Consider the following 19,664-nt stretch of genomic DNA (forward strand, 5'->3'; position numbering starts at 1 on the left):
TCTATTGGTCTTCCAATAAGAACACGAATACCTCTTTGGGGCCGTGTGCGCCCAAAACGAGGGTCTTCTCGATATCAGCGGTACGGCTTGGGCCTGTGATGACGCTAATTAACGAAGGGAGCGCAACACCATAGCGTCGGCGCATCAAACCTAGGCCATCTTTGATGTCCATCACCAGTTGTGAGGTGTATGCCACGACAATGTGCATGTGCGGGTAAATGGTCAGCTGTCGGCCGGAGGCATCAGCATTACTTATCAATATGCTGCCAAATCGGGCAATAAGCGCCTCACAACCGGTGATTCCCGCTTCAGCTTCTGCGAACCCTTTATTGCTTCGGAAAAAAGGAAATTCATACTGCTCCAGCAGCTGCTGTATTCTTGGTTCCCAGGCATACATCCTGCGCAGCACTTCCTTATCCGCCAATGAAAGCAGGTTTTCGATGAAACTGACCTCGTTTTCACAATACACAAACTTTCCCGCGGCAGCGGTAAATCGTTGTGCAAACAGCACATCAATAGAATCAGTTTCTTCGGCATATAATTCCGTTTCCTCGAAACCGGGATAAGGATGCTCGCGCTTCTGTAGCAGCGCATGCCTGATTTTTTTCAGCATGCGCTCTTTTGCCGTTGTAGTCTTTACGTTCTTCTGCAAGGCATTACCTCTATATTAACCATCCCGTTTATCCGTGGCTTGCGTGTCGTCCTCGGACGGCTTGTTTTCAAATGTGCCCGAATTATCACCTACGCCGTCGTGCACCAAGCCTTCGGCAGCTTTTCGCTGATCGCCGTCTCCGTGCTCGCCGTTCACAAACTCGTCATACGTAGTACGGTGGTCAAACGGACGTTTCCCCAATATTTCTTCCAGATCAGCTTGGAAAAGGATTTCTTTTTCAAGTAGCTTTTCCGCCAGGGCTATCAAGCCCTCCCGCTTGTCGAGAAGCAGCTCCTTTGTCTTTTGGTAAATTTCCGCAATCAGTTTGCGTACTTCTTCGTCGATCAGCTCGGCTGTTTTGTCGGAATACGGCCGTTGGAACTGGTTCTCCTGATTATCGTTGAATGACACATTTCCTACGCGAGGGTTCATGCCGTATACAGCGACCATGGCATAAGTCAGTTTCGTTATCCGCTCCAAATCGTTTTGGGCGCCTGTTGAAATTTTGCCGAACGTAATGTCCTCGGCAACCCGCCCGCCCATGGTCATGCACAAGCCGTCTATCAGCTGTTCTGTGGTATATAAAAACTGCTCCTTGGGTAGGTATTGCGCATAGCCAAGTGCTGCCACGCCGCGGGGCACGATCGATACTTTCACCAACGGGTCTGCATGTTCCAGAAACCAACCCGCTATGGCGTGTCCGGCTTCATGGAATGCTACAATACGTTTTTCCTCAGGAGAAATGATCTTGTTTTTCTTTTCCAGGCCGCCGATTACCCGGTCTATCGCATCCTGGAAGTCTTGCATATCGATGGATGCCTTATTGCGCCTCGCGGCGATCAGTGCCGCTTCGTTGCAGACGTTGGCGATTTCTGCGCCAGCAAAACCTGGAGTTTGCGCGGACAATTTTTTGGCATCCACTTCGGCCGACAGTTTAAGGGGTTTGAGGTGTACCTTGAAAATCTGCTCACGTCCAACCAAGTCCGGTTTGTCAATGGATATCTGTCTGTCGAAACGTCCCGGGCGCAACAGGGCGGAGTCTAGGACATCCGGCCTGTTCGTTGCCGCCATGATGATGATACCCGAATCGGTACCGAAGCCATCCATTTCTACCAATAGCTGGTTCAAAGTATTCTCCCGTTCATCATTGCCACCCATTACGCTGTTTTTTCCACGGGCGCGCCCGATGGCATCAATCTCATCGATGAAGATGATACAGGGCGCCTTATCTTTAGCTTGGCGGAAGAGGTCCCTTACGCGTGAAGCGCCGACACCGACAAACATTTCCACAAAGTCAGATCCCGAAAGGGAGAAAAATGGTACTTGTGCTTCGCCCGCAACTGCCTTGGCCAACAATGTCTTTCCGGTTCCTGGCGAGCCGACCAGTAACGCGCCCTTGGGTATTTTTCCCCCTAAATTTGTGTATTTTTTGGGGTTCTTCAGAAAATCTACTATTTCCATCACCTCCTGCTTAGCCTCTTCGAGGCCGGCAACATCGCTGAATGTGATGGCCACTTGCGACTCTTTGTCAAAAAGAGTAGCTTTGGATTTGCCGATATTGAAAATCTGACCGCCGGGGCCTGCGCCGCCGCCGCCCATACGACGCATAATGAAAATCCAAAATACAATAATCAACAACAGCGGCAGCATAATAGAGAAAATCCATCCCGTCCACGCATTGGTTCGGTCCTCTAACCGCAAAGGCACCCTGTCATTGGCGTCTATTTCTTCTTGTGCCGTGTTCAACTTACGCTCCAAGGCGTCATATGAGCCGTCTGTAAAGAAATACTGCGGTCCGCTTGACGGGGTAAGTGTAAGGCTGTTCGAGCTTGGCTGTACGTCTTTGTATTTTGGATCTGAAAGCCGGTCTTTCTTGATGAATACCTCTACGAAAAACAGATCATTCCGTTTGTAAGCAACCAAGCGATCCACGTCACCCGTCTTCAACATGTTCTCTTCGAATTGTTGATAGGTGATCTGCTTTGGTTTGTCGTCGGCAAACATGTACTGCAAAGCAAAAAAGCCAAAAATCATGGCTACCCATAGCCACATGATATTGAATCTGGGTGGCTTGGGTGTCACCTTTTTGCTGGGCACTCTCTTTATTTTATCGGGTCCGTTAGGCATACCTTATCCTTCTCGTTTGTTAAATTTCCTTAGCAATACGCACTCTGTTAGAATTACGCACTCTGATAATATTCCAGTTCGGCATCGCCCCAAAGGTCTTCGATGCCGTAGTATTGACGTCTATCTGTTTTAAAAATATGTACAACCACATCGACAAAGTCCAAGAGGATCCACTCTCCGTGTTCCAAACCTTCTTTGCGCCATGGCTCCTGCTTTAATGCTTTGAACACTTCGTCCTCAACACTTCTGGCCAACGCATTTACCTGCGTAGATGAATCTGCGTGGCAAATTACGAAATAATCTGACACCGAACTATGGATGTTTCTTAAATCAAGCCGCACAATTTCATTTCCCTTCTTCTCTTGCATACCGTGGATGACAATCTCCGATAGGCGCGCTGATATGGCTGATTTTTCGTTTTTTATCATTAAAAATAATTATAGTTTTGGGCAATATTACCCCTTAATCTCATTCGTATTGCAAAGTAACACATTTTCGGGATTATTTGAAGGACAAAATGTTATTACATTACAGCGGATCCCTTCCACAAATGAATATCTGAAAAAAGAATTGTCAAAATCTGCGCCAGTTGCCGAAGGTACTGTAATAATGGCAGTTGACCAATATGCTGGCAGGGGGCAACACGGTACGTCTTGGCAAAGCGAAGCGGGACAAAACCTCACTTGCAGCGTGCTGCTTACGCCCACATTTATTGACCCCAAATACCAATTCCACCTTACCGTTGCGATCAGTTTAGCTATTGTCAGCTTATTGGAGCCTTTGCTTCAGACCAAGGTAGCGGTAAAATGGCCCAACGATATTTATGTCGGCGATAAGAAAATCGGAGGTATGCTCATTGAAAATATTCTCAAGGGAAAGCTGTGGAAATCAGCGGTTGTTGGCATCGGCATCAACGTAAACCAAACGGTTTTTCCGGAGGCTATCCGGCACAAAACCACTTCAATCAAGCAAATTTTGCATCGCGACACCGGATTGCCCGAATTGTTGGCCGGCCTTTGCCGGCATATCGAACGGGAGTACACGGCGCTCAAGAACGGTGCGTATCAGGAACAATTGCTCAGGTATAGCGCATGTCTTTACCGGATTGGCGAATCGCATCCCTTCCTGGTTGACGGTGTCGAGGTGCATGGGGTGCTGAGCGGTGTAAACGAAACAGGACGGTTGCTGATCGACTTCAACGGCCACACCGTTGACTTCGGTATCAAGGAGATTGCTTTTGTCATTTGACAGGAAAATTTTTATCTTTGCAGTGCAAACACCGAATATACCGGTTGATATTAAACCCCAGCCGGTGACGCGAGTCTTACATTAAACAATACACTTGAATGATTATGAAAAAAGTCGCATTAGCAGTAGCTATTTTGTTTGTTGCAGCAACCGGTGTTTCTGCGCAGATTTTAGACCCTGTAAAATGGCAATTCGGTGCCAAGAAGATCAGTGACGGTGAGGCCGTGGTTTTCATGAAAGCTACCATTGAGGACGGCTGGCATATCTATTCGCAGCATGTCGAAGAGGGCGGCCCGATAAAGACATCGTTCGCCTTTGCCCCTTCAGCTGACTATGCGCTGGTGGGAAAGCCGGCAGAGCCTAAGGCGAAATCCAAATTTGAACAGGCTTTCGGTATGGACGTTGCCTATTTCGACAAGGAAGTCGTCTTCCAACAGAAAGTCAAGCTGAAAAAAGGAACAACCACCGTGAGGGGTACCGTTGAGTTTATGGCATGTGATGCCGAGCGGTGCCTTCCACCGGATGAGGTGGAGTTTGCCGTAGCTGTGAAATAGGCGGCACCATGAGATACTGAAAAAGGCAGTTTACTGCCTTTTTTCATTAATGACGTTGGTATGGCCGTTTCCATCTCAAATCCATTTGGTACCTCGTAGGGGTTTTAGTATGTTTGCAATCCCCTTTTTTAAAGAATTTATTCATGAAGCATATTCTTCTTGCTTTATTGCTCCTTTCCGGAACCGTTATTACGTCTGCATTCCCTGCCTTTGCCCAAGATACCTTGTTCAACTTTGACGATATCGAATTTACGGATGGGCAGGACACCGATGGGCAGGACACCGCTGCGCAGGAATACTTGAATGTGCCCGACGATATAGAATTTACCGATGGGCAGGATGCCGCAGTGGCACCCGGGGATGATGCAGCCAGCAACAACAACCCCACCACATTGTGGGGAATATTCATTGCAGGCATCATCGGCGGATTCGCTGCATTCCTGATGCCGTGTATTTATCCCATGGTGCCGCTTACCGTTTCTTTTTTCACCAAGCAGAGCGGCACTAGAGCCAAAGGCGTGGCCAATGCACTGCTATATGGCCTTTTCATCATTGTGATCTACGTCGCATTGGGAATGCTTGTTACCCTTGTCTTCGGGGCTTCTGCGCTCAACGAGGCGGCAAGCAGTGCATGGTTCAATCTCCTATTTTTCATTATCATCGTCGTTTTTGCCGTTTCCTTTCTGGGTGCTTTCGAAATCACGTTGCCCTCACGGCTCGTCAATAAAATGGACGAAAAGTCCAACCGAGGTGGGCTGCTCGGCCTGTTTTTTATGGCTTTTACATTGGCCTTGGTGTCTTTTTCATGCACGGGACCAATCATCGGCTACCTGCTCGTAGAAGCGGTGTCGAAGGGTGCGTTGATGGGGCCCGCCATGGGCATGCTGGGCTTTTCAGTAGCGTTAGCAATACCGTTCATGCTGTTTGCTTTTTTTCCCTCGCTGTTGAAAGAGATGCCGAGTTCCGGCGGTTGGCTTAATACGGTCAAGGTATCGCTGGGCTTTCTGGAACTGGCCCTGGCGTTCAAGTTTCTTTCAAACGTAGACCTTGCGTATCACTGGGGTATTCTTGATCGCGAAGTATTCCTTGCCATCTGGATTGTCATATTCGGTTTATTCGGTCTTTATCTGCTTGGTAAACTGAAGTTCGCTCACGACAGCGATGTTTCCTTCATTTCTATCCCACGGTTATTTTTTGCCATAGCCGTCCTGTCGTTTACCGTATACATGGTTCCGGGCATGTGGGGCGCGCCGCTCAAAGCGCTGAGCGCCTGGCTGCCACCTTCACCTACGCAAGATTTCAACCTGCATCAGGCCAGTATCGCTGGGGCGACGCCCCCGGAAAGCGCGGGTATTGTCAAGAAATATGGAGATGTGTTTCATGCGCCCCATGGCATCGATGCCTTCTATGATTACGAGCAGGCGCTGGCATATTCCAAGCAAGTCAATAAACCTGTTCTACTAGATTTTACCGGGTGGAGCTGTGTCAACTGCCGCAAAATGGAAGAGTCGGTTTGGCCCGATCCGACGGTGTTGAAGTTGCTTAAAGAAGATTATATTCTCGCCTCCCTGTATGTTGATGATCGCACTGCCCTGGAACTTGATGAGCAGTATGTGTCGTCATTTAGCGGCAAAAAAATCCGTAGGGTAGGTCAAAAATGGTCTGATCTCCAACAGTCGAGATTCGGGGTAAACGCCCAGCCTTATTACGTCATCGTGGATGGCGAGGGCAATCAGCTTGTTCCAGCTCAAGCATATAACGAAGACATCCAAAATTACGTCCGTTTTTTGGAAAGCGGCTTGTCCGCATTCCATGCAAAAACATCAGCACACTAAGCAAAACCAATAATATATAATGAGTAGCAACATCAAAAACATCGCCGTATTTACTTCCGGTGGAGATGCACCGGGGATGAATGCAGGCATACGGGCAGTGGTCCGTACGGCATTGCACTATAATCTGAACGTTTTTGGAATAGGCCGGGGCTATGACGGTATGGTAAACAACGACATCTTTCCGATGGATGCCAAGTCTGTGGCCAACATCATCCAACGGGGGGGGACCATTTTAAAAACCGCGCGGAGCGAGGAGTTCCGTACCGTTGAGGGCCGCCGCCGCGCCTATGAAAACCTACAGAAACATGGCATTGACGGATTGGTCGCCATTGGCGGGGATGGCACCTTTACGGGAGCTGCCAAATTCATTGAAGAACATAATATTCCGGTGATCGGCTTGCCCGGCACGATCGATAATGACCTGGCCGGTACCGATTTTACCATCGGCTACGATACCGCCATTAATACGGTCATTGACGCGGTAGACAAAATCCGCGATACCGCCGAATCGCATGATCGTGTGTTTGTGGTGGAGGTGATGGGCCGTGATTCCGGCCTTATTGCATTACGTTCCGGTATCAGCGTTGGAGCAGAATGCGTGCTGATTCCGGAGATTAAGGTAAACTATGAAGCCATGATGGATCGGTTGGACCGTACGCGCAAGAATAAGGCCTCACGGGTGATCATTGTAGCTGAAGGTGATGAGGTTGGTGGCGCTTTTGCAGTGGCCGAGCGGATTAAGGAACGCTTTCCGCAATACGATTTGCGTGTATCGATCCTCGGCCATATACAGCGGGGCGGTAGCCCAAGCTGCATGGACCGCGTTTTGGCCAGCCGCTTAGGTGTTGCCGCTGTTGAGGCGCTGCTGGAAGGCCGTCGAGGCGAGATGGCCGGCCTTATCCATGGGAAGATTGCATTTACCCCTTTTGATAAAGCCATCAAGCACATTAGTACGATCAATGAAAACCTGCTCAGTATCGTAGATATCTTATCATCTTAGAAGGGCGTGCGCAAACGCCCATAAAAAAGGCCCGCCATTAGCGGGCCTTTTTTATGGGTGAGCAGGGCGCAAGTAAGTTGTAGTTAGTCCAGTAATTCCGCCAACGCCGCGTGAAGCGCTTCGCCGCGCAGGTTTTTGGCTACGATGCGCCCTTCAGGGTCAAGCAAGAAGTTGGCCGGTATGCCTTGGATGGCATATTGCTTGACGACATCAGACTCCCACCACTTCAACTCAGAGACATGTGGCCAGTCCTGCAAGCCGTCATCGTGGATGGCTCTAAGCCAAGCCTCTTTTTGGCCCGGTCGGTCAAGGGATACGCCGAACACGGTAAAGTTTTTGTCTTTAAATGCTTGGTATGCCGCTACTACGTTCGGATTTTCGTCCCGGCAGGGTCCGCACCAGCTTGCCCAGAAATCAACCAGTACGTATTTGCCTCTGAATGAAGATAATGGGATAGTGTTGCCGGCAGTATCGGGCTGAGCAAATTCCGGAGCAATCGCACCGATATCGATGCGTTTGACCGCTTCCAGCTGATCAGCAATCGCTTTGCCCTTGTCTGAGTTTTTAAGGGCTGCCGACAATCCGTTAAATGCCGGCTCCACCACCTCTGCTGCCGGCTCCGAACCGACATACGGGAAAAGCAGATCAAGACTCACGACGCTTGCCGGATTCGCTTTGATGTACGCAAAATCAATGATTTTCTGCTCCTCCTGGATAGCCATCGCTTCGGCCTGCAGTCCCGTGACAAATGCCTGATCTTGCTTCTGCTCGTCGGACGCCGCATAATAACGGCCCATAAGGGCCTCCATTTTTTCCTTTGGAGCGTCTAACTTCTCCTGGTATGCCGCAAAATCACGGTTTACGGCGCCACCCTTTACCGAAGCATTTACCAATGAGTCATCAGCGGTGATACTGATCGCGCCTTTTTCCAGGTAAAACTCCAACCGGTCAGGATCTTCCATTTGGCGGATGTCACCCCCTTCGTGAGCAAGAAGCACCAGCGCGCGCGATGGCTCGGCAACACTCCCGTTAAACTTAAATTCGCCGTTGGAAACGACTGCCGAATCCAATACCGCACCGTTGGCTGTACGGTAGCTTAGGTAAGCCTTTGCAGGAGCATTCAAGTTCCCTACGTTAGCTTTTATCGTGAAATCTTCTTGTGCAATTCCGGCAAACGGCAACACTGCCATCACCACCAAAACCATTTTTTTCATCTTGTGCCTGTTTTTCTTATTTAATAATGAAATCTGTTAAGCCGCAAATATGCTGTATTTTTATGTCAGCCTTGCAATATAAACGTTTTTTACAACATACTGAACAGACGGCCTTTCGGTACTTTACCACCGTCCACTGGCTCCGCCGCCGCCGAAGCCCCCGCCGCCAAAGCCTCCAAAACCGCCGCCGCCACCGCCGAAGCCGCCACCGCCGCCAAAGCCACCTCCTCTGCCCCCGCGGCCCATGCCGCTTAGGAGCGTCCACCACAGCAAATCGGATGTACCGCGGCCGCCCAACACCTTGCCGCCTCCTTTTCCGCCGCCGCGGCCGAGCAGGGATATGACCACGATGATGATGATAAACAACAGGACAAGTAAACCGCCGCCGCCGCCCGGCCGCTCTTTTTTAGGAGGCGCTTTATATTCCCCTTTGGTATAGGCGATGAGCGCATCGGTAGCGCGGTTAATACCCGTGAAATAATCCCCTTGCCGGAAAGGGGGTTTGATTTCGTTCTCTATAATCCGGTAAGCGATAGCATCCGGTACCGCGCCTTCCACACCATACCCCGTTTGTATGGTTACCGCCCGGTCCCCCAAAGCAACCAACAGCAGGATGCCATTGTTGTTCTCCTTACCACCGATACCCCAACGCTGGGCCAACCGCACCCCGTAGTCTGCAATGTCATATTGCCCGGTAGACTGCATCACGACAACGGCGATCTGGGTAGATGTACTATCGTCGAATGCTACCAGCTTGCGTTCCAACTGCGCTACCTGTGAAGCAGACAGCGTATTGGTATAATCGTTGACCAATTTATTGGGTGTCGGTGGAAATTCTTGCGTCCACGCGGTGGTTCCCGTTAGTAATAGGATGAATGCGGTTATAGAAAAGAGCCTAGTGCTTATCATCTTAATTTTTACCATCTCCAAAGGCTATGTCATTGGGCAGTTCATTTACGTCGTCATCCTGCCGCGGGAAGAAATGCTGCAACTGCTCCCCTGCATGCATAATCCCTTCGATAAGCCCCTGAACCAAATCTCCGCGCTTGAAATGCTGCAGCATGAGTGCTTTGGTTTCCTCCCAAAAATTCGGCGGCACCTTTTCATGGATTCCTTTGTCCCCTATGATCGCAAACTGATGGTCTTCCGTGGCGATATATATCAGCACCCCATTGTGCTGGGCGGTTTGGTTCATGCCCAACCGGTGGAAATACACAGCGGCACGATCCAGAGGCTCTTCTTTGCAGAATGGTTCCACGGCTAAGCGGATTTCTCCAGACGTACGCGCTTCAGCCAGCTGTATAGCATGTACAATCTTTTCCTGCTGTTCCGTTGTAAATCGCTCCATAAATCTTTGCTAAAACTGTACTTCGGGTGCTTGATTGGCGCCCGCATCCGCAGTGAAATATCCCTTTTGTTTAAAGCCGAAAAGTCCGGCCATCAGGTTATTCGGGAATCGTCTCACCGCAGAATTGTATTGCTGCGTAGCTTCGTTAAAGGCCCGCCGCTCCGTGCTGATGCGGTTTTCAGTGCCTTCCAGTTGTGCCTGCAATTCCAGGAAGTTCTGATTGGCTTTCAATTCAGGGTAGCGTTCTACGGAGACCAGCAAACGGCCCAGCGATTGCGACAGCGCATCCTGCGACTGCTGGAATTGCTGGATAGCTTCCGGCGTCAAATTTTCCGGGTCTACCGTGATGGATGTTGCCTTGGCTCTCGCTTCGATGACCTGTGTGAGGGTTTGCTGCTCGAAGTCGGCCGCACCTTTCACCGTATTTACGAGGTTCGGAATAAGGTCTGCACGCCGTTGATAAGCGTTTTCCACTTGTGCCCATTTGCCTTTTACGTTTTCTTCCAGGTTAACAAGGGTGTTGTAACCGCATGAACTGAACGATAACGTGACGAGCAGCCCCGTTATAGCCAGGAATAATCTTCTTTTCATGTTGACTGAGTTTAAATGCAATATTGCCCCTAATTTAGCACTTTGATGACAAAATTCATACCTTTGTTACACTTCGGGATAAAAACCCGACATCATTGCATGCAACACGAAATCGAATTGAGCATTCTTCCGGAACACATTTCGGACGAATTGTACATCATAAACCAAGGTGCCTTACGGCTGAAAATTGTCCCCTCAAGGATCAAAAGCCTGAAAATCCGGAAACGGTCCATCGATGCACGCGGTAAACAGGTGGTGTTCCGCGTGCGTGTGATTTTCTTTATCGATGAAGTGCCCGCACATGAAACACGACATGTGGAGTATGCCAATGTTGCAGACGCCATGCCAGTACTTATTATCGGCGCCGGTCCTGCCGGGTTGTTTGCGGCGTTGCGTTGCTTAGAAAAAGGGCTGCGCCCAATCGTTGTCGAACGGGGAAAAGATGTGCAGCGGCGACGCCGGGACCTGGCGTTGCTGAGCAAGGAGGGTGCCGTTGACCCCGATTCGAACTATTGCTTCGGCGAAGGCGGCGCCGGCACCTATTCGGACGGCAAGTTGTACACGCGGTCAAATAAGCGTGGCGATGTGCAGCGTGTGTTGCAGGTGCTGGTGGCTCATGGGGCTACAGAGGACATCCTGGTCGATGCGCGCCCTCATATCGGAACCAATAAACTGCCGCATATCATCCAAGCTATACGCCATACGATCTTAGAACATGGCGGAGAAATCCATTTTGATTGCCGGGTAACGGACATCATCGTAAGTTTCGGGCAGGTAAAAGGCGTTACATTGGCTGGGGGCGAAACAGTCACGGCAGAGCACGTCATTTTAGCTACAGGGCATTCCGCGCGCGACATGTATGAGCTCTTCCACCGCAAGCGCTGGCTTGCCGAGCCGAAGCCGTTTGCCCTAGGTGTCCGTATTGAGCATCCGCAGGCCATCATCGATCAGGCGCAATATCACTGCGCGGTACGGAGCGAACACTTGCCGCCGGCTTATTACAGCCTTGTTGAACAGATCGATGGCCGCGGTGTATTCTCCTTCTGCATGTGTCCGGGAGGCATCATTGCCCCCTGTGCTACCGATAAAGGGGAGGTGGTGGTCAACGGCTGGTCGCCCTCCAAACGCAACAACCCTTACGCCAATTCAGGTACGGTGGTGCAGGTCAATCTTTCAGATGTGCCGAACTCGGCGCGGTATCCGTTCGCGTTATTGGATTTTCAGCATGAGGTGGAAGAAAGAGCCTATGTAGTCGGTGGGGGCAAGCTGGTAGCGCCTGCCCAGCGGATGGTTGACTTTGTCCAGCGCAGGTTGTCTGCCGATCTGCCCGCGAACTCCTACAAGCCGGGAACTAAAAGTGCTATGCTCTCCGAAGTGTTGCCGCCATTTGTTGATCATGCGCTACGCAGGGCCCTGCCGCTGTTCGGCAAAAAAATGAAGGGGTATTATACAAATGAAGCCATCTTAGTAGGCGTGGAATCTCGCACGTCATCCCCCGTGCGTATAACGCGAGATAATAACACATTGCAGCATCCCCAAATCAAGGGATTATACCCCTGCGGCGAGGGAGCTGGATATGCTGGTGGTATCGTTTCGGCAGCGATTGACGGCATGAATTGCGCGGACGCAATAAACCGGTAAAAAGATTTGGAAATAACCGATTTACCGCACTACATTTGCAGTTGGAGAACACCAAGCGAAAGTAGCTCAGTTGGTAGAGCATCAGCTTCCCAAGCTGAGGGTCGCGAGTTCGAGCCTCGTCTTTCGCTCTCTTTGTTCTAAAAGGGCCTTGCCCGTTTTTTAGCATATTTTGTTCTTTGCGTTGCCATATGCTAAAACAACTTCCCTGTATCGATCCTGCAGTTTGCTCTTCACAATGTAGCCTGATGGTGTTTTTCGTAAAAATCAGTGTTCAATAATCATGATAAAATAAAGTCAGTATTGGCGAAGGAATAGATATGACTATATTCTAAAACACCCGACCTTAGTAATCAAATAAGATACTAACTAATATAACAATACGCTATTTAATAGCTGTATCGTACCTAAAGTTAACCTTGTAGGATATGTTAAAGGAGTAGATGCTATGACGTGTTGACTTAGTTTGTAAACCGCAAAATATCATTTTAGGACACCGGTTAGGCTTAAGTTTAGCCGTAGGTCACCGAGTTAATAGGTCGGTACAGGAGGGTTATGTCTTGAGAATTAAGAATTTCAAACGTTCCAATAAACTTAACATTATGAGAGTTTTTATCTTTTTAAACAAAATTGCGCTGAGTTGCATGCTCTTATTTTATGCAGGTAGTTCCGCTGCTGAAGCTATTCCTCAGTCGGTCCGACAGGATAAAATCGTGCAGGGATTGGTTTCAGAAGCAGGGACAAATGAACCGCTGGCCGGAGCAAGTGTTCATATCAAGGGAACTACCGTTGGTACGTTGACCAATAGCGCAGGGCGATATGAGATCAGCGTCGGCTCGGAGGATGCAGTGCTTGTTTTTTCTTACACCGGAAAAAAGCAGGAGGAACGCCCAGTAAGGGATGTGACCCTCATCAACGTGGTAATGGAGGATGAGGAAACCATGCTGTCGGAAGTCTATGTTGGGTACATGACCCAACGGAAAGCGGATCTCACCGGATCGATCGCGATAGCGACAGCTAATGACATCGCGAAAAACCCTTCGGCAAATGCTATGAAGTCACTGCAGGGAAAGCTTGCGGGCGTGCACATTACGACAAATGGTGGCAACCCGGCAGAAGGTGTGAATGTACAGATCAGGGGGCTTTCATCACTTTCCGGAGGCGTGAGGCCGCTAATTGTATTGGACGGGATGCCAACAGAGAATTTGAATCTTCGCGATATCAATGCAGGAGATATCGAATCTATTCAAGTGCTGAAAGATGCGGCATCGGCGAGTATTTATGGAGCAAGGGCTTCTGGTGGCGTGATTTTGGTGCAAACGAAGAAAGGGAAGGTTGGCCAGACGAAGGTCGATTATAACGGTAGCGTCGCGTTAAGTACGGTGATTGAAAAGCCTACGTTAATGAACGCAGAGCAGTATGGAGTAGCCACATTTCGTGCGTATGCATACGACGAATTGGCGTATGGTATTCCGATGTCGTTACCAGGTACTTATGAGTTCTCGTGGCACAGAAATGCTGGTGGAAGGCCGGTATTAGACGCAGTGAGACCAGCCGAATGGCTTAATGCGGATCAGACGGTGAAAGGTTCGGACACAGACTGGCTGGGCGAGATCCTGCAACCGGCTATGATGACCAACCATCAGGTGACGATATCGAGTGGAACAGATCGGTCAAGAAGCTTGTTTTCTTTAGGCTATTTTGATAATGAGGGCACGCAAATCCACACGTTCTTCAGGCAATATTCTATACGCACCAATACAGAGTACAGCCTGATAAATAATCGGTTGAAAATCGGTGAGAATTTAGCGGTGTCTTATTTGCAATACAGGGATGCCAATGAGATGCGTTGGGCATTGATCAATCCGCCGGCAGTTCCCGTCTATGACATAAACGGAGGATGGGCTGGGGCTGCAGGTTTTGACGATTTCACCAATCCGGTGCGTGTACTGACAGACAATAAAGATAACATCAGTAACTATGTTAAAATAATCGGAAATGTCTTTATGGATCTCAACATCTGGAACGGGATATCAGCCCGCACCCAATTCGGTATTGATTACGGAAACGCTTACAGCCGGACGGTTGAAAAGATGTGGTCAGAAACCGGAGGTAGGAATAGCAACGGAGAAAATTATGTAGGCAACAATCAGTCTCACCCGTTAAGCTACGTGTGGGCCAACACCTTGTCATATAACATGAGTAGCGAAAAACATAGCCTTGATGCCGTAGCAGGCGTTGAATATACCCGGTTTGTGCAGGAAGGTTTTTCTGCGAGGCGAGAAGGCGTCTATCTGGAAGATCGTGATTTCGCCCATATCGGCGTTACAACCGGGACGAGGTACTCGCTCGGCAGTTCGGCGGATGAATACATCTATTTCTCCTTGTTCGGTAAAGCTAATTACGTGTATGACCAAAAATATTTGTTTTCGGCAACATTGCGCCGCGATGGCTCATCCCTTTTCGGCGCAAACAACCGGTTCGCAATATTTCCGGCGTTTTCGGCCGGATGGCGTCTCAGCAACGAATCGTTCATGGAAAACCAGGGCTTTATATCCGACCTGAAAATACGCGCCGGCTGGGGAGCAAACGGCAATGTGCAGGGGCTGCCCAGGGGCTATACATCCACTCCGTTTACGACAGACTATTCCGGAACGTCTTATCCGATAGAAGGAAATGAAACCGGACCGCTGTACTCGGGCTATCGACGGACCTGGTTGGGAAATCCCAACCTGAAATGGGAAACAACGACACAAACCGACGTGGCGGTAGACTTCGGTTTTCTGAATAATCGGATAAGCGGATCGTTTGGCTACTACTTCAAAAAGACAAGGGATGTGCTGGTGCAGACACCGTACATCGCTGCAATGGGGGAAGGCGGCGAACCCTGGATCAATGGTGCGGATATGAATAATCGGGGCATCGAATTCGAAATCAGTTATCGCAATGACCCCAAACGTGCGTTCCAATACGGCATTTCAGCTAATATAGGCACCTATAAGACCAAGCTAGTGAGCCTCCCCGAAAACGTCATTAACAAATATCCGGGTGATGGCGTCCACGATCTAGTATTGGGCCGCACGCCCAATATCTTATATGGATTGGTGGCAGATGGCATATTTAAAACACAGGAAGAGGTAGATAACCACGCCGAACAACCCGGAAAGGCTATCGGCCGCATCCGTTATAAGGATTTAGATGGCAACGGTATAGTACAGGAACTCCATGATAGAACCTACATCGGAATCACGGATCCGGATTTCTTTGGCGGAGTTACTTTTGATTTTAGTTATCACAATTTCGATATGAATGTGTTTTTTCAAGGCGTCTTTGGCAATAAGGTAAATAACGTGTGGAAGCGGGAATCCGACTTATGGAACATCTCCGTACCGGCACATAAAAACCATCCCATCCGGATCTTGGACGCTTGGTCTTTCGACAACCCGACTTCCAGCATTCCGGCCATATCAAACTCCACCCAAAATGCAGAACACCGCTTCTCCAGCTATTTCGTGGAAGATGGGTCATATCTGAAAATGAGAAATGTTGAGCTGGGGTATACCCTTCCGTCCGCGGTGTCAAGCAAGATGATGATGCAGCATTTAAGGTTGTATGCCTCGGCGCGCAATGTGTTTACGCTCAAAAAATGGTGGGGCGCTGATCAATTTACCAGTTTCGATCCGGAGATGCCAGGCTATGGCTACCTGACTCCGTTCTTTCTAACTTTCGGACTTAACGTTACCTTTTAAATTTACTGTCATGAAAAAGTTTAAGTTCATCATACCTTCCGTTGTTTTCGTGTGCACGACCTTAAGTTGTGCCGATTCGCTCAATGTGCCGCCTAAACAGGTGCTTGATGAGTCACTGCTAACAAAGCCAAGCGATATGGAAGGTTTTGTTACGGCCGCATACGCCAGAATGGCGGATATACCGTCATGGGACTCGCCGTTCTCTCCCTGGTGGACGGGCTCGCTGCGTGCTGACGACTCATACAAGGGCGGCGGCGGTACGTGGGACGGAGACGGCTGGCACTTCATGGAAACTTTTGTCGGCGTTACGCCTAATGGCTGGCCGCTCGACTATCCGTGGTATGTTTCTTATCAGATCATCCAGCGGTGCAACACCGCCATACAAAAGCTGCATAACATCTCAGAGGAAGATTTTCCGCAAAAGAATGCCCGGCTTGGTGAAGTGACCTTCATCCGAACGTTTACACACTTCCGGCTCAAACAATTCTTCAAATATATCCCTTACATCGACGAAACTGTAGTCGGCACTTCTGCGGAATTCGAAGCTGTTCCTAACCGGGACCGGGACCAACCCAATGACCAATACCTATGGGGCCGTATTTTGGCCGACTTCAAAAAGGCAGAAGAGCTATTGCCTGCAGTGCAGCCTGAGAAAGGACGGGTAGACAAGAATGCAGCGACCGCCATGGTAGCACGAACACTGATGTTTATGGCGTATGAACAGGATGACAGACATAACGTGGTAAATATCAATAAAGACAGATTGGCTGAAGCGTTGCTTTACTTGGATAAATTGACCGATCAGGAAGGGGCAAAGGTTGGTTTACAGGCTGATTTCGCCGATAACTTCGATATCGCTTTCGACAACAACACGAAGGAATCGATTTGGGAAATACAATATTCCATCGACGACGGCAGCGCTGCCGGAGGCAAAATAAACCGGAGCGAGGGCTTGAATCATCCGTTTCAATGGGGCGGGTTCCAATGCTGTGGTTTCCACCACATCAGCTATAACATGGCCAACGCGTTCAAGACCGGGCCTGATGGACTGCCGATGTTCGATACGTATAACAATGGCAGCTATGCCGATGGACATGACGTCTTCTTCGGCAAGAATACATTCGATCCGCGTTTCAGCCACACGGCCGTCGCCCCGGGACAGCCCTGGAAATATAGGCCGGAGCTGCTGTTCGAAAGAGCCGGAATCCGCAACGGTGCCGAATACGGTTACCTGAAATCCGTCAAGGAATTAGTGCCGCCTGACTGCAATTGCTTGCTGTATGACGGCTGGCAGTTCAATTCGATGAACAAGCGGATGATCCGGTACGATGAAGTCCTGCTGTGGAAGGCCGAAGTGCTTATCCAGTTGGACCGGTGGAACGAATCTTTGCCGCTGATCAACAAAATCCGCGAACGGGCAGCGAACAGTACAGGCCGCTTGGTTATGGCCGACGGATCCCCCATATTGAACTACCGTATCGAAACTTACAAGCCGGGTATAAACTGCACCTGGGATAAGGAGTTTGCGTGGAAAGCATTGCAATGGGAAAACCGTCTCGAAATGGCTGGTGAGGGACGCCGCTTCTTTGACCTCCAGCGCTGGGGAATACTGGAAAAAACCATGAACGACTATTTCGCCGTCGAAAAGAACCGGTTCTCTTGGATGGATATCGCGCGCTTCACGGCCGGTCGCGATGAATATTTCCCGATACCTCAACCACAGATGAACTGGGCAAAAGGCAACTATACGCAGAACCCGGGTTATTGATAATTTACAAGATAATTTACAACATTTGGCGATGATACCGGCTGCCAAGCTAGTATCATCACCGTTAAATAAACGATTATAACGATGAAGAATTTAGTCCGTGTACTCATTATAGCAGTCACCATCACCGCGATTTCAGGTTGTTACGATAGGGGTATTATCGATTTTAAAGATTTCGGTCACGCGCTGCCCAGCGTAGACAACCTTACTTATACCAAGCAGGAAGATGCCGTCCATTTGACGTGGGAAATACCTGGTGACATATCCCCTGCTTTTCGGAGGCCGCTGGAGGTCAGTATACAAAAGGTTGAGAATGAAATTTATCGGGAAATCATTATTGTAGGAGTTGAAGGCACATCCCGCGAAATAGCCATCGATCCTGCCAAATCATACCGGTTTGTGGTAAAGTTAGCGGGATACCTGACAGACGAAGCAAGAGAAGCCGGAAAGCCCGACAGGGTCTATTCCCCGGGCAAGGTGATAGAAATCCATTGATCGGACGCTGATGATATCGGGAAATATCAAACATTATGCGGTATATATGACTTTGGGTTTTTGCCTATGCCTGTTAATTTCATGCCGCAAGGAGGGCGATAAAAAGGTTTATGTCCCGATAGATGAGATTACCTCTTCAGAAATAGACCTTGTTCCCGACAAGGATACAAAAACGGTTTCTACCGTGTTAAATTTCAAGAACGTTGATGCTATTGCTTATTTACTGGTCAAAAAGAGTGGTGGTGATAGTTATTCAGTCAAAATAGACCGACAAGCGCTATCACCATCCTATGTGCTTACCTACACCATTCAACCCTCAGATCCTGACTCTTTCAAGTTGGTGCTGACTGCCTACTACCCGGATGGTAATGCTTCCAAAGATCTCTTCCTGAGCATAGACAACCGTTGGGGATTTTTCATTCGAAATGTAAGCCGTATAGCCCGGGTCACAGGGAGGCCGTTGGCAGGTGAATCGTTTCCAAGTCCAAACAACACGGCTACAACCTGGAATGTAGGTGGAACCGACCTGGGTGTGGTGTGGGAAATGGAGCAGGGAAAGTATGGGCTTTTTTTCGGCGATACCTTTGGGCGCGATTTTGTGCCTAATCCGGCCAATCCGGGGCCCAATGGCGGCAGCTGGCGCAGTAATGTGCTCGCTTTTTCAACAGACACTGCGTTAAAAGATGGACTTTCCCTGAGCGGAATGGCTACCGACAACAATTGGAATGCCCGTGAAATTATTTACGGCGGGAAAGACCAGTCCGGCAATGGCAATTGGACCTCTATCCCCACTGCGGCTATTCGCGCAAATGGGGCTGACTATGTCCATTACTTCAACATCAGGTCGTGGACGGGTTGGGTTACAAATTATTCGGGGGTGTATAAGTCTGTGGATGATGGGCAGACATGGACGAAATGCACAGATGTCTTATTCTCGTCAACCAGCAATTTCGGACAGAGTGGCTATTTCAAAAAGGACGGTTATGTATACATGATCGGTACCAGAACAGGACGGGATAGCCCTGCATACCTGGCTCGTTTCAGAGAATCCGATATGGAATATCGTGAAAATTATGAATATTGGTGCAGCACTGCAGGCCAATGGGCGAAGGGCGACGAAAACAGGGCGACCGTACTAATCGACGATAAGGTCGGCGAGCTGTCTTTTATCTACAACAACGCGCATCAAAAATGGATCATTGCCTATTTTAATGCCGATAGGTATAACATTACCATGCGTACAGCTGCGGACATCACCGGCCCATGGAGCGCGCCTTATGAATTGGCTTCCGGGCAGGATTACAACCAGCTCTATGGTTCCTATTTCCACCCGATATCTGCAACCGGGAATAACTTGTATTTCCTGATGTCAATGTGGATGCCCTATAACGTCTTCCTGATGAAAGCTGAGCTGGCCGATATGGGGCTTTTCAGTCAGCGTTAGC

The 19,664-nt window shown here is 49.3% G+C and carries 16 protein-coding genes and 1 tRNA gene; 10 read left to right on the forward strand and 7 right to left on the reverse strand.

Features of this window, described 5'->3' with window-relative positions; genetic code table 11:
• Nucleotide 1: 1 nt before the first annotated feature.
• The 3 genes from ACFOET_RS12870 to rsfS all read right to left on the reverse strand — a co-directional run bounded on the left by ACFOET_RS12870 (nt 2) and on the right by rsfS (nt 3,207).
• Nucleotides 2–652: a LutC/YkgG family protein gene (locus tag ACFOET_RS12870; RefSeq protein ID WP_379023267.1), complete on the reverse strand. Its 651-nt coding sequence runs from the start codon at nt 650–652 to the stop codon at nt 2–4.
• Between the two features lie 15 nt (nt 653–667).
• A complete protein-coding gene (ftsH, locus tag ACFOET_RS12875) occupies nt 668–2,758 on the reverse strand; it encodes an ATP-dependent zinc metalloprotease FtsH (protein ID WP_379025112.1) in 2,091 nt (696 codons plus the stop codon).
• Between the two features lie 74 nt (nt 2,759–2,832).
• Nucleotides 2,833–3,207, reverse strand: a complete 375-nt coding sequence (gene rsfS, locus ACFOET_RS12880; RefSeq protein ID WP_379023269.1) for a ribosome silencing factor — start codon at nt 3,205–3,207, stop codon at nt 2,833–2,835.
• On the opposite strand from rsfS, the gene ACFOET_RS12885 reads away from it, so the two are divergent.
• From ACFOET_RS12885 to pfkA, 4 genes are all read left to right on the forward strand, one after another.
• Nucleotides 3,182–4,027, forward strand: a complete 846-nt coding sequence (locus ACFOET_RS12885) for a biotin--[acetyl-CoA-carboxylase] ligase (RefSeq protein ID WP_379023271.1) — start codon at nt 3,182–3,184, stop codon at nt 4,025–4,027. The genes rsfS and ACFOET_RS12885 overlap by 26 nt on opposite strands.
• A gap of 104 nt (nt 4,028–4,131) precedes the next feature.
• Complete coding sequence (locus ACFOET_RS12890; protein ID WP_379025114.1) at nt 4,132–4,581, forward strand: protein-disulfide reductase DsbD domain-containing protein; 450 nt, start codon at nt 4,132–4,134, stop codon at nt 4,579–4,581.
• Nucleotides 4,582–4,724: 143 nt separating this feature from the next.
• A complete protein-coding gene (locus ACFOET_RS12895) occupies nt 4,725–6,416 on the forward strand; it encodes a protein-disulfide reductase DsbD family protein (protein WP_379023273.1) in 1,692 nt (563 codons plus the stop codon).
• Between the two features lie 19 nt (nt 6,417–6,435).
• Nucleotides 6,436–7,416 carry a 6-phosphofructokinase gene (gene pfkA, locus ACFOET_RS12900; RefSeq protein ID WP_379023275.1) on the forward strand — a complete coding sequence of 327 codons (981 nt, stop codon included), beginning with the start codon at nt 6,436–6,438 and terminating at the stop codon, nt 7,414–7,416.
• Between the two features lie 83 nt (nt 7,417–7,499).
• Here pfkA and ACFOET_RS12905 read toward each other — a convergent pair whose 3' ends face one another.
• The 4 genes from ACFOET_RS12905 to ACFOET_RS12920 all read right to left on the reverse strand — a co-directional run bounded on the left by ACFOET_RS12905 (nt 7,500) and on the right by ACFOET_RS12920 (nt 10,569).
• Complete coding sequence (locus ACFOET_RS12905) at nt 7,500–8,630, reverse strand: redoxin domain-containing protein (protein WP_379023277.1); 1,131 nt, start codon at nt 8,628–8,630, stop codon at nt 7,500–7,502.
• Between the two features lie 123 nt (nt 8,631–8,753).
• Nucleotides 8,754–9,539 carry a TPM domain-containing protein gene (locus ACFOET_RS12910; RefSeq protein WP_379023279.1) on the reverse strand — a complete coding sequence of 262 codons (786 nt, stop codon included), beginning with the start codon at nt 9,537–9,539 and terminating at the stop codon, nt 8,754–8,756.
• A 1-nt stretch (nt 9,540) separates the two neighbouring features.
• Nucleotides 9,541–9,978 (reverse strand): TPM domain-containing protein, encoded by a 438-nt coding sequence (locus ACFOET_RS12915; RefSeq protein ID WP_379023281.1) that lies wholly within the window; start codon nt 9,976–9,978, stop codon nt 9,541–9,543.
• A gap of 9 nt (nt 9,979–9,987) precedes the next feature.
• Nucleotides 9,988–10,569 (reverse strand): LemA family protein, encoded by a 582-nt coding sequence (locus ACFOET_RS12920; RefSeq protein ID WP_379023283.1) that lies wholly within the window; start codon nt 10,567–10,569, stop codon nt 9,988–9,990.
• Nucleotides 10,570–10,668: 99 nt separating this feature from the next.
• Here ACFOET_RS12920 and ACFOET_RS12925 point away from each other — a divergent pair, with 99 nt between their 5' ends.
• The 6 genes from ACFOET_RS12925 (at nt 10,669) to ACFOET_RS12950 (ending at nt 19,663) form a co-directional block, all read left to right on the forward strand.
• Nucleotides 10,669–12,210: an NAD(P)/FAD-dependent oxidoreductase gene (locus ACFOET_RS12925; protein ID WP_379023285.1), complete on the forward strand. Its 1,542-nt coding sequence runs from the start codon at nt 10,669–10,671 to the stop codon at nt 12,208–12,210.
• Between the two features lie 55 nt (nt 12,211–12,265).
• A tRNA-Gly gene (locus ACFOET_RS12930) sits at nt 12,266–12,338 on the forward strand.
• A 471-nt stretch (nt 12,339–12,809) separates the two neighbouring features.
• Complete coding sequence (locus ACFOET_RS12935) at nt 12,810–15,956, forward strand: SusC/RagA family TonB-linked outer membrane protein (protein WP_379023287.1); 3,147 nt, start codon at nt 12,810–12,812, stop codon at nt 15,954–15,956.
• Between the two features lie 10 nt (nt 15,957–15,966).
• Entirely contained in the window at nt 15,967–17,724 is a 1,758-nt protein-coding gene (locus ACFOET_RS12940; RefSeq protein WP_379023289.1) for a RagB/SusD family nutrient uptake outer membrane protein, read from the forward strand.
• Nucleotides 17,725–17,808: 84 nt separating this feature from the next.
• Complete coding sequence (locus ACFOET_RS12945; RefSeq protein ID WP_379023291.1) at nt 17,809–18,219, forward strand: DUF4945 domain-containing protein; 411 nt, start codon at nt 17,809–17,811, stop codon at nt 18,217–18,219.
• A gap of 46 nt (nt 18,220–18,265) precedes the next feature.
• The gene (locus ACFOET_RS12950) at nt 18,266–19,663 is read left to right on the forward strand and encodes a DUF4185 domain-containing protein (RefSeq protein WP_379023293.1); all 1,398 of its coding nucleotides are present in this window, start codon (nt 18,266–18,268) and stop codon (nt 19,661–19,663) included.
• The last annotated feature ends 1 nt before the right edge of the window (nt 19,664 follow it).

Source organism: Parapedobacter deserti (assembly GCF_042646065.1).
In the GTDB taxonomy this organism is placed as follows: Bacteria; Bacteroidota; Bacteroidia; order Sphingobacteriales; family Sphingobacteriaceae; genus Parapedobacter; species Parapedobacter deserti.

Coding starts and splice junctions, on each gene's coding strand:
- ACFOET_RS12935 (WP_379023287.1), top strand. CDS start 12,810: ATGAGAGTTTTTATCTTTTTAAACAAAATTGCGCTGAGTTGCATGCTC.
- pfkA (WP_379023275.1), top strand. CDS start 6,436: ATGAGTAGCAACATCAAAAACATCGCCGTATTTACTTCCGGTGGAGAT.
- ACFOET_RS12940 (WP_379023289.1), top strand. CDS start 15,967: ATGAAAAAGTTTAAGTTCATCATACCTTCCGTTGTTTTCGTGTGCACG.
- ACFOET_RS12895 (WP_379023273.1), top strand. CDS start 4,725: ATGAAGCATATTCTTCTTGCTTTATTGCTCCTTTCCGGAACCGTTATT.
- ACFOET_RS12945 (WP_379023291.1), top strand. CDS start 17,809: ATGAAGAATTTAGTCCGTGTACTCATTATAGCAGTCACCATCACCGCG.
- ACFOET_RS12925 (WP_379023285.1), top strand. CDS start 10,669: ATGCAACACGAAATCGAATTGAGCATTCTTCCGGAACACATTTCGGAC.
- ACFOET_RS12905 (WP_379023277.1), bottom strand. CDS start 8,630: ATGAAAAAAATGGTTTTGGTGGTGATGGCAGTGTTGCCGTTTGCCGGA.
- ACFOET_RS12910 (WP_379023279.1), bottom strand. CDS start 9,539: ATGATAAGCACTAGGCTCTTTTCTATAACCGCATTCATCCTATTACTA.
- rsfS (WP_379023269.1), bottom strand. CDS start 3,207: ATGATAAAAAACGAAAAATCAGCCATATCAGCGCGCCTATCGGAGATT.
- ACFOET_RS12890 (WP_379025114.1), top strand. CDS start 4,132: ATGAAAAAAGTCGCATTAGCAGTAGCTATTTTGTTTGTTGCAGCAACC.
- ACFOET_RS12920 (WP_379023283.1), bottom strand. CDS start 10,569: ATGAAAAGAAGATTATTCCTGGCTATAACGGGGCTGCTCGTCACGTTA.
- ACFOET_RS12915 (WP_379023281.1), bottom strand. CDS start 9,978: ATGGAGCGATTTACAACGGAACAGCAGGAAAAGATTGTACATGCTATA.
- ACFOET_RS12885 (WP_379023271.1), top strand. CDS start 3,182: ATGGCTGATTTTTCGTTTTTTATCATTAAAAATAATTATAGTTTTGGG.
- ACFOET_RS12950 (WP_379023293.1), top strand. CDS start 18,266: ATGACTTTGGGTTTTTGCCTATGCCTGTTAATTTCATGCCGCAAGGAG.